The organism is Gemmobacter aquarius, from assembly GCF_003060865.1.
Classification (GTDB): Bacteria; Pseudomonadota; Alphaproteobacteria; order Rhodobacterales; family Rhodobacteraceae; genus Paragemmobacter; species Paragemmobacter aquarius.
Genome location: NZ_CP028918.1, coordinates 1,988,930 through 2,002,641 on the forward strand (window position 1 = coordinate 1,988,930; position 13,712 = coordinate 2,002,641).

The 13,712-nt window shown below is 65.4% G+C and carries 14 protein-coding genes; 9 read left to right on the forward strand and 5 right to left on the reverse strand.

The features are described 5' to 3' along the window. Positions 1–74: 74 nt before the first annotated feature. Both HYN69_RS09545 and HYN69_RS09550 read left to right on the forward strand, forming a co-directional pair. Positions 75–995 carry a DMT family transporter gene (locus HYN69_RS09545; RefSeq protein ID WP_108435540.1) on the forward strand — a complete coding sequence of 307 codons (921 nt, stop codon included), beginning with the start codon at positions 75–77 and terminating at the stop codon, positions 993–995. Continuing rightward, the gene (locus HYN69_RS09550; RefSeq protein WP_108435541.1) at positions 995–2,176 is read left to right on the forward strand and encodes a cytochrome P450; all 1,182 of its coding nucleotides are present in this window, start codon (positions 995–997) and stop codon (positions 2,174–2,176) included. Before HYN69_RS09545 ends, HYN69_RS09550 begins: the two co-directional genes overlap by 1 nt. Positions 2,177–2,252: 76 nt before the next feature. Here HYN69_RS09550 and HYN69_RS09555 read toward each other — a convergent pair whose 3' ends face one another. Then, a complete protein-coding gene (locus tag HYN69_RS09555) occupies positions 2,253–2,714 on the reverse strand; it encodes an Lrp/AsnC family transcriptional regulator (RefSeq protein WP_108435542.1) in 462 nt (153 codons plus the stop codon). Between the two features lie 138 nt (positions 2,715–2,852). On the opposite strand from HYN69_RS09555, the gene cobA reads away from it, so the two are divergent. The 6 genes from cobA to HYN69_RS09585 all read left to right on the forward strand — a co-directional run bounded on the left by cobA (position 2,853) and on the right by HYN69_RS09585 (position 7,684). Further along, on the forward strand, positions 2,853–3,623 hold the full coding sequence (gene cobA, locus HYN69_RS09560; RefSeq protein WP_108435543.1) for a uroporphyrinogen-III C-methyltransferase: 771 nt from the start codon (positions 2,853–2,855) through the stop codon (positions 3,621–3,623). Then, a complete protein-coding gene (locus HYN69_RS09565; protein WP_108435544.1) occupies positions 3,620–3,922 on the forward strand; it encodes a DUF2849 domain-containing protein in 303 nt (100 codons plus the stop codon). The genes cobA and HYN69_RS09565 overlap by 4 nt, the downstream gene beginning before the upstream one ends. Positions 3,923–3,949: 27 nt before the next feature. Further along, positions 3,950–5,620: a nitrite/sulfite reductase gene (locus tag HYN69_RS09570; RefSeq protein ID WP_108435545.1), complete on the forward strand. Its 1,671-nt coding sequence runs from the start codon at positions 3,950–3,952 to the stop codon at positions 5,618–5,620. 1 nt (position 5,621) lies between these two features. Beyond that, on the forward strand, positions 5,622–6,368 hold the full coding sequence (locus HYN69_RS09575; protein ID WP_108435546.1) for a phosphoadenylyl-sulfate reductase: 747 nt from the start codon (positions 5,622–5,624) through the stop codon (positions 6,366–6,368). After that, positions 6,365–6,772 (forward strand): DUF934 domain-containing protein, encoded by a 408-nt coding sequence (locus HYN69_RS09580; protein ID WP_108435547.1) that lies wholly within the window; start codon positions 6,365–6,367, stop codon positions 6,770–6,772. Before HYN69_RS09575 ends, HYN69_RS09580 begins: the two co-directional genes overlap by 4 nt. A gap of 78 nt (positions 6,773–6,850) precedes the next feature. Then, positions 6,851–7,684 carry a ferredoxin--NADP reductase gene (locus HYN69_RS09585; protein WP_108435548.1) on the forward strand — a complete coding sequence of 278 codons (834 nt, stop codon included), beginning with the start codon at positions 6,851–6,853 and terminating at the stop codon, positions 7,682–7,684. Between the two features lie 112 nt (positions 7,685–7,796). Here HYN69_RS09585 and HYN69_RS09590 read toward each other — a convergent pair whose 3' ends face one another. Next, a complete protein-coding gene (locus HYN69_RS09590; RefSeq protein WP_108435549.1) occupies positions 7,797–8,225 on the reverse strand; it encodes a hypothetical protein in 429 nt (142 codons plus the stop codon). A gap of 285 nt (positions 8,226–8,510) precedes the next feature. Here HYN69_RS09590 and infC point away from each other — a divergent pair, with 285 nt between their 5' ends. Continuing rightward, positions 8,511–8,999, forward strand: a complete 489-nt coding sequence (gene infC / locus HYN69_RS09595; protein ID WP_230426364.1) for a translation initiation factor IF-3 — start codon at positions 8,511–8,513, stop codon at positions 8,997–8,999. A 231-nt stretch (positions 9,000–9,230) separates the two neighbouring features. On the opposite strand, the gene HYN69_RS09600 is transcribed toward infC, so the two are convergent. The 3 genes from HYN69_RS09600 to HYN69_RS09610 form a co-directional block, all read right to left on the reverse strand. Next, entirely contained in the window at positions 9,231–10,232 is a 1,002-nt protein-coding gene (locus tag HYN69_RS09600) for a molybdopterin-binding protein (protein ID WP_108435551.1), read from the reverse strand. Then, complete coding sequence (locus tag HYN69_RS09605) at positions 10,232–11,212, reverse strand: XdhC family protein (RefSeq protein ID WP_108435552.1); 981 nt, start codon at positions 11,210–11,212, stop codon at positions 10,232–10,234. Before HYN69_RS09605 ends, HYN69_RS09600 begins: the two co-directional genes overlap by 1 nt. A gap of 128 nt (positions 11,213–11,340) precedes the next feature. Next, positions 11,341–13,590: an OmpA family protein gene (locus HYN69_RS09610; RefSeq protein ID WP_108435553.1), complete on the reverse strand. Its 2,250-nt coding sequence runs from the start codon at positions 13,588–13,590 to the stop codon at positions 11,341–11,343. Positions 13,591–13,712: the final 122 nt, after the last annotated feature.

The following is a 13,712-nucleotide window of genomic DNA, read 5'->3' on the forward strand; positions in this document are numbered from 1 at the left end:
CTTTCGGGTCGGTCGCAGGACAGCTTTGCACCGGTCTGCCGGGGAATGATCATTTTGACAACACCGGATTTTTCATGACCGTCCTTGCTCCAACCCGTTCCGTCCTGTCGGCCAATCTGATCTGCATGGCCTCGATGCTGATCTGGGCGGCGGCGCTGCCCGCGGCCGAGGTCTTGATCCGGCCCGTGCCGCCGGTGATGCCGCCCCTGTCGCTGACCGCCGCGCGGATGGCGATGGCGGCGGCTTTCCTCGTGCCGCTCTGGGCGATGGTCGAGGGGGTGGATGCGCTGCGCCGCGCGCGCTGGGTGCCCGGGATGATGGTCGGCTCGATGATCGGGCTTGGTGCGCTGTTTCTGGTGATGGGCCAGACGCGGACCACGGCGGTGATGGCGGCGGTGGTCTCATCGGCCATGCCGCTTGTCGGGATCACCATCGAGATCGTGCTCGACGGGCGCAAGCTGAACCGTGGAATCGTGATCGGGCTGATCCTGTCGATTTTGGGCGGGATACTGGCCGCGGGCAAGTTCGACGGCGGTCTTGGCTTTGGCATCGGGGCGCTTTTGTGCCTTGCGTCGGTCATCGTCTTCACGCTGGCGTCGCGGCTTACGGTCACGTCGCTGCCGGGGCTGACGCCGCTCGGGTCGACCACGGTGACGGTGGTGGGCGCGGCGGTGGCGGCTTGTGTCTTTGCCGCCGTGGGGATGGTCGCGGGGATGCCGGGGCCGGATTGGCCGGCCTTTGGCTGGACCGAGTTCGGGGCGCTGGCGCTGTTCGGGATCGGCGGGCTTGCGATAAGCCAGGTCTTGTGGATCATGTCGGTCGGGCAACTTGGCATCGCAATGTCGTCGCTGCACATCAACATGACGCCGTTTTACGTGATGGTGATCCTGCTCGCGCTGGGGGGCACGTGGAACTGGCTGCAGGCGGGCGGGGCGGCGCTGGTCGCGGTGGGCGTTCTGGTGGCGCAGGGCTTCATCCGGCTGGGGCGGGTGTGATGGAACGCCTGTCGCAATCGCCCACCGATCCGGCCTTTGTTCAGAACCCCTATCCGTTTTACGAACGCGCCCGCGCGCTTGGCCCGTTCTTTCACTGGTCCGAATACGGGCTTGCCTGCACCGGCAACGCGGCGGCGGTCAACGCCATCTTCCGCGACCGCCGCTTCGGGCGCGAGGTACCGCCCGAATGTGCCCCTGCGATTGCCGAACACACCCGCGCCTTTTACGCCGTCGAGGCGCATTCGATGCTGGAACTGGAACCGCCGCGCCACACCCGCCTGCGCGGGCTGGTGCTGCGTGCCTTTACCTCGCGCCGGATCGCCGCATTGGAAGCCGAGATCGCGGCGCTGAGCCATGCGCTGATCGATGCCTTTCCGGCGGGCGAGTGCGATCTTCTGCGCGCCTTTGGCCAGAAGCTGCCCGTCGTCATCATCGCGCGGCTGCTCGGGGTGCCCGAAGCCATGTCAGACCAGTTGCTGGCCTGGTCGAACGCGATGGTCGGCATGTATATGGCGGGCCGCACGCGCGGGGCCGAGGAACGGGCGAACCGCGCGGCGCAAGAGTTTTACGATTTTCTGCGCTCTTACGTCGGGGCCCGCCGCGCCGATCCGCGCGATGACCTGATCACCCATCTCATCGCGGCGACAAGCGAGGGCGAACGGCTTTCTACCGACGAGTTGATCACCACCTGCATCCTTTTGCTGAACGCGGGCCACGAGGCGACGGTGCACAGTATCGGCAACGGGGTGAAGACGCTTTTGGAGACGCGCACCCCGCCTGCCGCGCTTGCCCCCGATGCGGTCGAGGCAACGGTCGAGGAAATCCTGCGCTATGACCCGCCGCTGCACATGTTCACCCGCTGGGCTTACGAAGACATCGAGGTGATGGGCCATACCTTCCGCCGTGGCGCGCAGGTGGCGCTGCTGCTGGCGGCGGCGAACCGCGATCCGGGGGTATGGGAAAAGCCTGCCCGCTTCGACCCCGCCCGCCCCGTCCGCGCCAATGCGAGCTTCGGCGCTGGCCTGCATTTCTGCGTGGGTGCCCCCTTGGCGCGGCTGGAGTTGCAGGTGGCGCTGCCGATCCTTTTCGAACGCCTGCCAAAGCTGCGCTTGGCCCAAGCACCGCTCTACGGCAATGTATACCACTTCCACGGGCTGACGGCCCTGCCCGTTTCCTACTGACCCCCCGTTCATCCTTGCGATAAATACTCCGGGGGTGCGGGGGCTGGCCCCCGCTCGGGCAGGTCACACGGGCAGGTCACACGGGCAGAACCGTTGTCGACTTGATCTCTTCCATGCTCAGCAAAGCTGTGACGTTGTAGATCTTCACCTCGGAAATCAGTGCCTGATAGAACGTGTCGTAGGCCCGCGCGTTCTTGACCCGCACCTTCAGGATATAGTCGATATCGCCTGCCAGTCGGTGCGCTTCCAGCACCTCGGGGCGCTCCTTTAGCGTCTTTAGGAACTTGCGCTGCCACTCGGCCTCATGCTCGCTGGTTCGGATCAGGACAAAGAAACAGGCCTCCAGCCCCAACGCCTCGGGGTCGAGGATCGCTGTCTGGCGCGTGATCACCCCCGCCTCTTTCATCCGGCGGATGCGGTTCCAGACGGGCGTCTTCGACGACCCTACCTTGCGGGCGATTTCATCAAGGCTTTGCTCGGCATCGGCTTGCAACTCGGCAAGGATTTTCCGGTCCATATCGTCCATGCGGACTGCCATTCGCGCTTTCCTTCGTTTGGCGGAACTGCGTTCCAGACTGGCGCAGTATCGGAACAGATTTCCTTATCTGCAAGGGGCACTGTCATAAATCAGGGAAAATATCCTATATTGCAGGCAAGCCAATACTGTGGATACGCCATGACCGACCTGCCCGCCCCCGCAGATCTTGCCCCCGTCACCTTTGCCGGTGCAGGGCCGGGTGCGGCCGCGCATCTGACGCTGGGCGTGCTGCGCGCCTTGCAGCAGGCCGATGTGGTGATCCATGATCGTCTGGTCGGCAACGAGGTTCTGGCGCTGATCCCCGCGCATGTGCAGCGCATCGACATGGGCAAGGAAGGTTTCGGCCCCTCGGCCGCGCAGGCCGACATCAACGCCACGCTGGTGGCGCAGGCGCTGACGGGTCGCCGCGTGGTGCGGCTGAAAGGCGGCGATTGCGGCATCTTCGGGCGGCTGGACGAGGAGATCGAGGCGCTTGAGGCGGCGGGTCTGGGTTTCACGATCCTGCCCGGCCTGACCTCGGCTGCCGCTGCCGCCGCAAGCATCGGGCAAAGCCTGACCAAACGCGGCCGCAACCGCGCGCTGCGGATCGTGACAGGCCATGACATGGCCGGTTTCGCCGATCAGGACTGGCGCGGCATGGCGCAACCCGGTGAAGTGACCGCGATCTACATGGGCAAGAAATCGGCCCGCTTCATCCAAGGGCGCCTGATGATGCATGGCGCCGATGCCGCGACCCCCGTCACCGTGGTCGAAAACGTCTCGCGCCCCGACCAACGCATCCTTGCCGCGACGCTTGCTACCCTGCCCGATGCGGTGGCGGCGCTTGACGGTCCTGCCGTGCTTCTTTACGGCCTCGCCCAAAGGCAGGCCGCCACGGCCCTTGTCCAACTGAAAGAGGCCAGCGCATGAGCCGCCGTTTCATTCCCAAAGTCGTGACCGCAAACCGCCTGCGCGAAGGCGACGTGGTTTACCTGACCGCCGACGACCGCTGGTCGCTGCTGCACCACGAAGCCGAGCTGATCGAGGACGAGGCACAGGCAAACCTGCGCCTGTTGTTTGCCGCAGCGCAAAAGCTATATGTCGTCGGGGCCTATCTCGCCGATGCCAAGGCAGGCCCGAACGGACCCGAGCCTGTGCATTTCCGCGAAGCCTTCCGCACCCGTGGGCCATCGAACTATGCCCATGGCAAGCAAGCCGATCTCGTCTGATAGTCCCGCCAAGAAGGCCACCGCCCGATGTATTCCTATTCCGAATTCGACGAAGCCTTTGTCCGCGCGCGCGTGGCGCAGTTCAGCCAGCAGGTCGAACGCCGCCTTGACGGGTCGCTGACCGAGGAAGAATTTCGCCCGCTGCGGCTGATGAACGGGCTTTATCTGCAATTGCACGCCTATATGCTGCGGGTGGCGATCCCTTATGGCACGATCAATCCGCGCCAGATGCGGCAGCTCGCGCATATCGCGCAGACGTGGGACAAGGGCTATGGCCACTTCACCACGCGCCAGAACATCCAGTTCAACTGGCCCAAGCTAGAGGACGTGCCTGCGATCCTGCAAGCCTTGGCCGATGTCGGGATGCATGCCATCCAGACCTCGGGCAACTGCGTGCGGAACGTCACCGCTGACCATTTCGCAGGTGCTGCAGCGGACGAGATCGAAGACCCCCGCCCCGTGGCCGAATTGCTGCGCCAGTGGTCCACCGACCATCCCGAATTCCAGTTTCTGCCGCGCAAGTTCAAGATCGCCATCACAGGCAGCCCGAACGACCGCGCCGTGACCCGCGCCCATGACATCGGGCTGCGGATGGTCCGCAACGCGGCGGGCGAACCGGGGTTCGAGGTGATGGTGGGCGGTGGCCTTGGCCGCACGCCGATGATCGCCCATACGGTGCGCGACTTCCTGCCCAAGGCAGACCTGCTGCCCTATGTCGAAGCCGTGCTTTCCGTCTACAACACGCTGGGACGGCGCGACAACAAGTACAAGGCGCGGATCAAGATCACCGTGCACGAGACGGGCAAGCCCGAGATCACCCGCATGATCGAAGAGCGCTTCGCCGAGTTGCGCCCGCTGTTCGGCGGCAACGACCAGAAACTGCTGGCCGAAATCGAAGAGGCCTTTGCCCCGCCCGCCTTCCGCGTGGCCCCGACAGATGCCTATGACGCCTTCTACAAGGCCGACCCCGCCTTCCGCGCTTGGGCCGACACCAATCTGCACGACCACAAGGCATCGGGTTACGCCATCGTCACCATCAGCCTGAAGGCCCATGGCGAAACCCCCGGTGATGCCACCGCCGACCAGATGCGCGAAATCGCGGCACTGGCCGAGGAATACGGCCATTCCGAACTGCGTATCAGCCACGAGCAGAACGTGATCCTGCCGCATGTCCACAAATCCGACCTGCCCGCGCTGCATGCCCGTCTGGCAAAGGCGGGGCTGGCCACGGCCAATGTCGGGCTGATCTCCGACATCATCGCCTGCCCCGGCATGGATTACTGCGCGCTCGCGACGGCGCGTTCGATCCCGATCGCGCAGGAAATTGCCACGCGCTTCGACGCGCTGGACCTCGAACATGAAATCGGGCCGCTCAAGATCAAGATTTCCGGCTGCATCAATGCCTGCGGGCATCACCATGTCGGCCATATCGGGATTCTCGGTCTCGACCGTGCAGGGGTGGAAAACTACCAGATCACGCTGGGCGGCGACGGCACCGAAACCGCGACCATCGGCGAAAAGACCGGACCGGGCTTTGCCTATGACGAAATCGTGCCTGCGGTCGAACGGCTGGTGCGCGCCTACCTGTCGGTGCGGACATCGCAGGAAGAAACCTTCCTGCAAACCTATCGCCGCACCGGGATCGATCCGTTCAAGGCCGCGCTTTACGACGGCGAGGACAGCAAGGATGCCGCGTGACATGAGCCGATTTCCCGAAGGGTCCGTGGCGGAACGGGTGGCTGCGCTGAATGCGCGCTACAAGCACCATGCCGCGACGACCGTTCTGGAACATGCGTTGAAGGACGCCGATCTGGGCCGCGTGGCGCTGGTGTCGTCTTTTGGCGCGGAGTCGGTGGTGCTGCTGCACCTCGTGTCGGTGATCGCGCCCGAAACGCCGGTGCTGTTTGTCGACACGCGGATGCTCTTTGCCGAAACGCTCGACTACCAGCGCGAATTGGCGGAAAAGCTGCATCTCTGCGACGTCCGCACCATCCGCGCCGCACAACCGCGCGTGGCGTTCGAAGACCCCGACAACACGTTGCACCAGTTCAACACCGATGCTTGCTGCGCGGTCCGCAAGGTGGAACCGCTGGAGCGGGCGCTTGCCACCTTTGACGGCTGGATCACCGGGCGCAAACGCTATCAGGCAAGCACCCGCCAAGCGGTCGAGTTCTTCGAGGCCGAGGGCGACACGCGTATCAAGGTCAACCCGCTGGCCCATTGGGGCCGCGATGACCTTGAAGAATACATGGTAGAAAACCGGCTGCCCCGCCATCCCTTGGTGGCCCAAGGCTACCCGTCGATCGGATGCGCCCCATGCACAAGCAAGGTCGCACCGGGAGAAGACCCCCGTTCGGGCCGCTGGCGCGGTCAGGACAAGACCGAATGCGGCATCCATTTCATCGACGGCAAGCCCGTGAGAATAACCAAGGAGAACGCGGCATGAGCGTGATCGTCACCGATACCGGATTTCACGGCGAGGACTGGAACGCCCCCATCGTGGCGCTTGCAGACCTTGCCGACCACAAGGGCGCGGTCGATCTGGCCCATACCGATGATCCGACCGTGCTGAAAGACCTGCTCGACGAGTTGCACCTGATCCGCGTGGCCTTTCCCGCCTTCAACGATGGCCGCGCCTTTACCATCGCGCGCCGTCTGCGGATGATGGGCTACACGGGCCGTCTGCGTGCCAATGGTCCGGTGATCGCCGACCAATACACCATGGCCCGCCGCGTCGGTTTCGACGAGGTGGAAATCCCCGCCGAACTCGCCCTGCGCCAGCCTGCCGAGCAATGGGCCTTCCGCGCCGATTGGCGGGCACATGATTATCAGGCGAAACTGCGCGCCTGACCTGCCGCAAATCGCTCCATACGCCGCGCGGGGGCTTTCCCCGGCGCGGCGTTCCATCTAATGCCGAAAGCGAACACCATGACCGAAGCGAGCCTGACCATGGACGCAAAAGCCCAGACCGCCGCCAAGCCCCACCTGCCCGACGCGCAAACCGTCACGCAGGTGACGCATTGGACTGACCGGCTGTTTTCCTTCCGCGTGACGCGGCCGCAGTCGTTGCGGTTCCGCTCGGGCGAATTCGTGATGATCGGGCTGATGGGCGAAAACGGAAAACCACTCTTGCGCGCCTATTCCATCGCCTCGCCCGCCTGGGACGAAGAGCTGGAGTTCTACTCGATCAAAGTTCCGGATGGCCCGCTGACCTCGAAGCTCCAACATATCAAGGTCGGTGACGAGATCATCCTGCGCCCCAAACCCGTGGGCACGCTGGTGCATGACGCGCTGCTTCCGGGCAAGCGGCTGTGGTTCCTTGCCACCGGCACCGGGCTTGCGCCCTTCGCCTCGCTGATGCGCGAGCCGGAAACCTATGAAAAATACGACCAGGTCATCATGATGCACACCTGCCGCGAGGTGGCGGAACTGGAATACGGCCGCCAGCTGGTCGAAAGCCTGAAGGATGACCCGCTGATCGGCGAGATGGTGGGCGACAAGCTGCGCTACTATCCCACCACCACGCGCGAAAACTTTCCCCACATGGGGCGCGTCACCGACAACCTGACATCGGGCAAGGTCTTTGCCGACCTCGGCCTGCCCGCGATGAACCCGGCCGAGGACCGCGCCATGGTCTGCGGCTCGCTCGCCTTCAACGTCGATGTAAAGAAGATCCTCGAAGACTTCGGCCTGACCGAGGGCGCCAATTCGGACCCGCAGCAGTTCGTGGTCGAAAAGGCCTTCGTCGGCGACGGCATCTGATACCCGCAGGTTCGAAACGAAAAGGCCGCGCAGAAATAACCGCGCGGCCTTTCCCATTTTCTGCCCGAAGATATCCTCGGGGGTGCGGGGAGCGAGCCCCCCGCCTTTTGCCTTACATGCCCAAAGCGGCCTTGACCTGATCCAGCGCGCCCTGCACCAGCGCCGGATTGGCGGCGGCGGCGGTGACTGCGGTCTTCAGCGTGGTTTTGGTGGCATCGTCGAGCGTCGAGGCGTCGATCATCGCGGTCAGCTTGGTTGCGTCGAAAGCAGCCGGATCGAAGGCTGCGGCAGCATCGGTAGCAGCTTTGGCGGCAGCCTCTTCGGCGGCTTTGGCAGCGGCGGCTGCCTCTTCAGCGGCTTTCGCGGCGGCGTCTTCCGCAGCTTTCGCCGCAGCGGCAGCGGCTTCTTCGGCGGCTTTCACTTCGGCTTCGGCGGCGGCAGCGGCTTCTGCAGCGGCTTGCTGGGCGGGCAGGTACGAGAACTGGTAGTAGCCGCCGGCGGCAGCGATGGCGACGATGGCCGCAATGACAAGGTTGCGCATGTTTCACATACTCCATGACCGGCAGATCACCCGCCGGAATGGCGCCGCTATGCCAGAAAACGGACGGTAATCAAAGCCCGTCGCAGCACAGCGGTCGGGAAAAGCGCATCTGTTCGGGGGGGCGCGGAGAAGATAACGCCCTGCCCCCTTGCACTTTTCCCGATTCCCGTTGAAAGCCGTGACCAGCGCGGTTAAATTGCACGCTGCACGCCGAACCACAAAAGGACGACCACCATAGCCCGCAGACCCCACAATGCCCCTCCGCAGCGCGAGACGGGCCCCCGTGTGAATGATCGCATCCGCTCGCCGGAAATCCGCCTGATCGGGGCCGAGGGCGAAAACATCGGTGTCGTCACCCCGGCCCGCGCCATGCAGATGGCCGAGGAAGCCGGTCTCGATCTGGTCGAGATCAGCCCGAACGCGGAACCGCCGGTCTGCAAGATCATGGACTTCGGCAAGTTCAAATACGAGACGCAGAAGCGCGAGGCCGAAGCCCGCAAGAAGCAGAAGATCATCGAGATCAAGGAAATCAAGTTCCGTCCGGGAACCGATACCCATGATTACGACGTCAAGATGCGCTCGGTGCTGAAGTTTCTCGACGAAGGCGACAAGGTCAAGGTGACGCTGCGCTTCCGTGGCCGCGAGATGGCGCACCAGGATCTGGGTCTCGAACTGCTTAACCGTGTTGCCGCCGATGTGGGCGACAATGGCAAGGTCGAATCGATGCCGCGCCTCGAAGGGCGCCAGATGGTGATGATGATCGGCCCCAAGTAAGGCTGATCGCTCGAAGACAAAGGCGCGCTCCGGCGCGCCTTTTGCATTTTTCCGTTACCCCGATTTTTCTGCGAAAAATCCCGCCCTTCACACGGCGTTGCAAAAGCACCGGTCGGCCAAGGTGACGCACGGCCTGTTTCACCTTTGCCCAAATACTCTCTTTCCGCCCGCGGGATCACGCGCCACGCCGGGCAGGTTGCGCTGATTTTTCGCAGAAAAATCGTGCCGGGATCAGGCTTTGGGTTCGCGCAGCTGCGGGCGCTGCGCGATTTCCTTGAGCAGGCCGCCCACGCCCATCGCGGCGATGTCGTCGTCGGTTACCTTTTGCCCGCAGGCATAACGTTCCAGCACCCAATCCGCACCGTTCAGCGCCGGAGAGCGGGCGCAGCCGGGCAGGCCGATGACCGGACGGGTGCCGAGTCGGCCATGAAACAGCAGGTTGCCGGGATCGACCGGCATGCCGAAGCGGTGGACAATGCCCCCTGCCCTTCGCAAGGCGGCGGGGGCGGTGTCCAGCAGATCCGACGTGGCCGAACCGGTCAGGATCATCAGCAAGTCCCCCCCGAGCCCCGCGAAGGCCTTGGCGATTGCCGTTTCGTCATGGGCAACGGTGACAGTCTGGGTCAGCCCCATGCCAAGCGCGCGCAACCGCGCCTCTATCGCGCGGCGGCCCTTGGCGGCGAGCTTCGGGTCCTGCCCCTGCACCTCGGTCATCAGCAGCCCCGCTGTCCGCAGGGTGACCGGCAACACGCGCAGGCCTGCCGTTTGCGCCATGTCGCACGCGCGCGAGAGTGCGTCGCCCGCCACGCCATAGGTGATGATCTTGACCGTCCCGACCAGCGTACCCGCCGTGACGCGCTGATAGGGCGCGAGGGTCGCAAGCGTGATCGCAGGATCGATCAGGTTCAGCGCATGGACCGCTTGCGCGTCAAGCGCCACGATGCCCGGCGCCGTGGCGTTCAGGTTCACGCGGCCGGTAAAGGCCTTACTGGCGGTCAGCCCTGCACCATCCGACCAAAGTGCTGCGGCAAGGCGGGCGGCGGCCGCGTCTTCGGCCACGTCGCCCGACTCGAGCTGCGCTACCGTGACGCGCGCAAAGCCTGCAGCTTTCAGAGTGGCGATGTCGGTCTCGGTCAGGATTGCACCCTTGCGCAGGCGGCCCTGCGGCAGCGCCTCGGAATGGGCAAGGATCGCGCCCTTGGCCTGATCCACTGCCACCTCGCCGAAGTGCATCAGCCTTTCCTCAGCGCTTGGGTGATCTGGGCCATGACTGAAACGGCGATTTCGGCTGGGGTCTTTGCGCCGATGTCAAGCCCGACAGGGGCGTGGATGCGGGCGATGTCGTCGGGCGAAAAGCCGGCCGCCTGCAAGCGTTCGACCCGCTTGGCATGGGTGCGTGTGCTGCCGAGGCAACCAAGGTAGAACACCGGCGCGCGCAGGGCGTAGCTGATCGCCGGATCGTCGAGCTTGGCGTCATGCGTCAGGGTGACGATCGCCGTGCGGGCATCGGGGGCGAGCGAGGCAAGCGCTTCGTCCGGCCAGTCTTCGACGATGGTTTCACCCGGAAAGCGGGCAGCCGAGCCAAAGGCCGAACGCGGATCGATCAGGGTGCAATCATAGCCGCAGCTGCGCGCAACGGTGACCAGTGCTTGGGCGATATGGACCGCCCCGACGATCACCAGTCGCAGCGGCGGGTTGTGGATGGCGATGAAGCGGCCATCTTCGTCCAAGCCCGACCGGTCCGAGCGGAAGCGGGCGTCCACGGCGGGGTCGTCGCCGGCGTAAAGGATGTGGCGGGTCCAGTCGGTCAGGTTTACGGCAAGTGCCACCGCCTTGCGGGCGGCGCGGGCCGCTACCAGCCGTTCCAGCACCTCGACGCGTAGGCCCTGCCCCACGGGTTCGACCAGCACGCGAATCGTGCCGCCGCAGGCAAGACCGACTGCAAAGGCGGTATCATCGCTGACGCCAAAGGTCAGCACGCGCGACTGGCCGTCCTGCAAAGCGGCAAGCGCCTCGGTCACTACGGCGCCCTCGACGCAGCCGCCCGAAACCGACCCCATCATCTCGCCACTGCCCGAAATCGCAAGCTGGCTGCCCGCCTGTCGCGGGGCCGACCCCCATGTCTCGATCACCGTGGCGATCGCCGCACCGGCGCCGCTGCGGTGCCAATCCAGCGCATGTTCGGGAATGCTGTCGTGTTCGGCGCGGTCCATCCTGCCCCCCTTGGTCATCGCATCATGCTGCGGCAGCGCGCCGAGTGCCACTGGCAAAAGGTCGGGGGGAATAGAAAGCGCCGCGAGGTTTCCCCCGCGGCGCGATGCCGTTTTTCCGTAGCGCGGCGTTATTGCAGCGAGGCCGAAGCCTGCGACAACAAGGGGGTGACGATCCGCACGGCCACGCGGCGGTTCTGGCGCTCGTCTCCTTCGGACTGCACGCGCAGGTCCGATTCGCCGTAGCCCTGCACCACCATGTTTTCCGGCGGCACGTCGAAGTATTCGGTCAACGCAAGCGCCACCGATTCCGCGCGACGGTCAGACAGCGCAAGGTTCGAAGCCGCAGAGCCCACCGCATCGGTGTGGCCTTCGATCAGGAAGACCTCGTTGGGGTTGTCCTTGACCATCTGGGCAAGGAAGCGGCCCAGCGAAGCAAGCGATTCTGCCTGCGTCGGATTGATCGCCGAAGACCCGGTGTCGAAGGTGATGTTGTTCACATCGACTGTTGCGGCAAGATTGCGGACCTCGCGGATATCGCGGATCTGGCGCAGGCTGAAGCTGCGGCCGATTTCCTGCGCGTCGAGTGCGGCCATGCGGGCTTTGAGCAGGGCATCCTCTTCCGAGGTGGACATGCTGATCACACGCGCCCGGGGCTTGGGCAGGGTGGTCACGTCGATCACCTCTTCCGGGGCCAGGTCGTCGATCAGAATGACCTCGCGGCCAAGCCCGTCATAGGTGGCGCGGCGCAGCACGCGGCCCGTGACGTCGCGGATGGTGACAACCTGCGTGCCGTCGCCGCGTTCCACGATGGTGCGGGTTGACCCGTCGCGGAAGGTTTCGGTCCGCACGGTCGATCCGGGGCGGCGCAGCAGGGCGTCATCATCCTTGTAGACCACATAATCGCCCGAGCCACGGCGCACCACGACGCGGTCGCCGCTGTTCGAGACGACTTCATCCTGTGTATTGGCGCGCGAATTGTTGATGATCGCGCCGACGACGAGTGCGCCCAGTGCCACGAGGCCGACCTTTTCAAGATCGGTCATGCCGCTGCGCTTCTTGCCCGAGCCAGAGGCGACCGCCGTGGGGGCTGCGGCGAATTCTTCCGAGGAAGAGCGCGCCGTGGCTTCGGTGATCTGTTGGACGACGACAGCTTCGGCATCCTGCGATTCAGGGATGACCGTCGGTTCGCCTTCGACCGTTTCGATCGGCACGAGATTGGCGGCGGCTTCCAGAGCGGCAGGTTCCACCGCCTCGGGGGCCGACATCAGGGTGGTCAACTGCTCGACGGCCTGTTCGGTCGGCGCGGGCGGATCAACGGGTTCGACGACGGCGGCAGGGTCGGTCACCGCGTCGGCGGCAGGGTCGGTCACCGCGTCGGCGGCAGGGTCGGTCGCCACGTCTGCGGCAGGGTCGGTCGCCACGTCGGCGGCGGGATCGGTCGCCGCGTCGGCGGCGGGATCGGTCGCCGCGTCGGCGGCGGGATCGGTTGCCACGTCGGCGGCGGGATCGGTCGCCACGTCGGCGGCGGGATCGGTTGCCACGTCGGCGGCGGGATCGGTCGCCGCGTCGGCGGCGGGATCGGTCGCCGCGTCGGCGGCAGCTTCGTCGGCCTGACGCTGGGCGTCTGCGGCGGCGGCCTCGTCGGCCTGACGCTGGGCGTCGGCGGCAGCGGCTTCGTCGGCCTGACGCTGGGCGTCTGCGGCGGCGGCCTCGTCGGCCTGACGCTGGGCGTCTGCGGCGGCGGCTTCGTCAGCCTGACGCTGGGCTTCCTCGGCTGCGGCGGCCTCATCTGCCTGACGCTGGGCGTCTGCGGCGGCGGCCTCGTCGGCCTGACGCTGGGCGTCGGCGGCGGCGGCTTCGTCAGCCTGACGCTGGGCGTCTGCGGCGGCGGCTTCGTCAGCCTGACGCTGGGCGTCTGCGGCGGCGGCTTCGTCAGCCTGACGCTGGGCGTCTGCGGCGGCGGCTTCGTCGGCCTGACGCTGGGCGTCTGCGGCGGCGGCTTCGTCGGCCTGACGCTGGGCGTCTGCGGCGGCGGCTTCGTCAGCCTGACGCTGGGCCTCTGCCTGTGCAGCGGCGTCAGCCTCTGCCTGTGCAGCGGCGTCAGCCTCTGCCTGTGCAGCGGCGTCAGCCGCTGCCTGTGCGGCGGCTTCGGCTTCCGCCTGTGCGGCGGCTTCGGCGGCGGCGGCTTCCTGGGCTTTCAGCTGGTCCATCACCGCGTTCAGGTCGCAGGGCTGGTCCTGCGTGCCAAGGCACAGCACCGAACCGTCGTCGGCGATGATGCTGCCGTCTTCGGTCACGGTTTGCGCCATCAGCGCGGCGGGGTTGATCTGCATCAGCGCCACAGAAAGCGCCGTCGTCGAGATCAGTAGCCGTTTCATGCGAAATCCTTTCAATGTCATCCGGCATAGGCCCGAGTTTGCGAATCCATCCGTTCGTCGGGTCATGCCATCGCAAAGGACTGTGACTGGTATCAGCCCTGTTATGCGATATCACTCTCTAT

Excerpts from the sequence above, each read along its gene's own strand:
- HYN69_RS09545 (WP_108435540.1), top strand. The coding sequence starts at position 75 with ATGACCGTCCTTGCTCCAACCCGTTCCGTCCTGTCGGCCAATCTGATC.
- HYN69_RS09550 (WP_108435541.1), top strand. The coding sequence starts at position 995 with ATGGAACGCCTGTCGCAATCGCCCACCGATCCGGCCTTTGTTCAGAAC.
- HYN69_RS09555 (WP_108435542.1), bottom strand. The coding sequence starts at position 2,714 with ATGGCAGTCCGCATGGACGATATGGACCGGAAAATCCTTGCCGAGTTG.
- cobA (WP_108435543.1), top strand. The coding sequence starts at position 2,853 with ATGACCGACCTGCCCGCCCCCGCAGATCTTGCCCCCGTCACCTTTGCC.
- HYN69_RS09565 (WP_108435544.1), top strand. The coding sequence starts at position 3,620 with ATGAGCCGCCGTTTCATTCCCAAAGTCGTGACCGCAAACCGCCTGCGC.
- HYN69_RS09570 (WP_108435545.1), top strand. The coding sequence starts at position 3,950 with ATGTATTCCTATTCCGAATTCGACGAAGCCTTTGTCCGCGCGCGCGTG.
- HYN69_RS09575 (WP_108435546.1), top strand. The coding sequence starts at position 5,622 with ATGAGCCGATTTCCCGAAGGGTCCGTGGCGGAACGGGTGGCTGCGCTG.
- HYN69_RS09580 (WP_108435547.1), top strand. The coding sequence starts at position 6,365 with ATGAGCGTGATCGTCACCGATACCGGATTTCACGGCGAGGACTGGAAC.
- HYN69_RS09585 (WP_108435548.1), top strand. The coding sequence starts at position 6,851 with ATGACCGAAGCGAGCCTGACCATGGACGCAAAAGCCCAGACCGCCGCC.
- HYN69_RS09590 (WP_108435549.1), bottom strand. The coding sequence starts at position 8,225 with ATGCGCAACCTTGTCATTGCGGCCATCGTCGCCATCGCTGCCGCCGGC.
- HYN69_RS09600 (WP_108435551.1), bottom strand. The coding sequence starts at position 10,232 with ATGCACTTCGGCGAGGTGGCAGTGGATCAGGCCAAGGGCGCGATCCTT.
- HYN69_RS09605 (WP_108435552.1), bottom strand. The coding sequence starts at position 11,212 with ATGGACCGCGCCGAACACGACAGCATTCCCGAACATGCGCTGGATTGG.
- HYN69_RS09610 (WP_108435553.1), bottom strand. The coding sequence starts at position 13,590 with ATGAAACGGCTACTGATCTCGACGACGGCGCTTTCTGTGGCGCTGATG.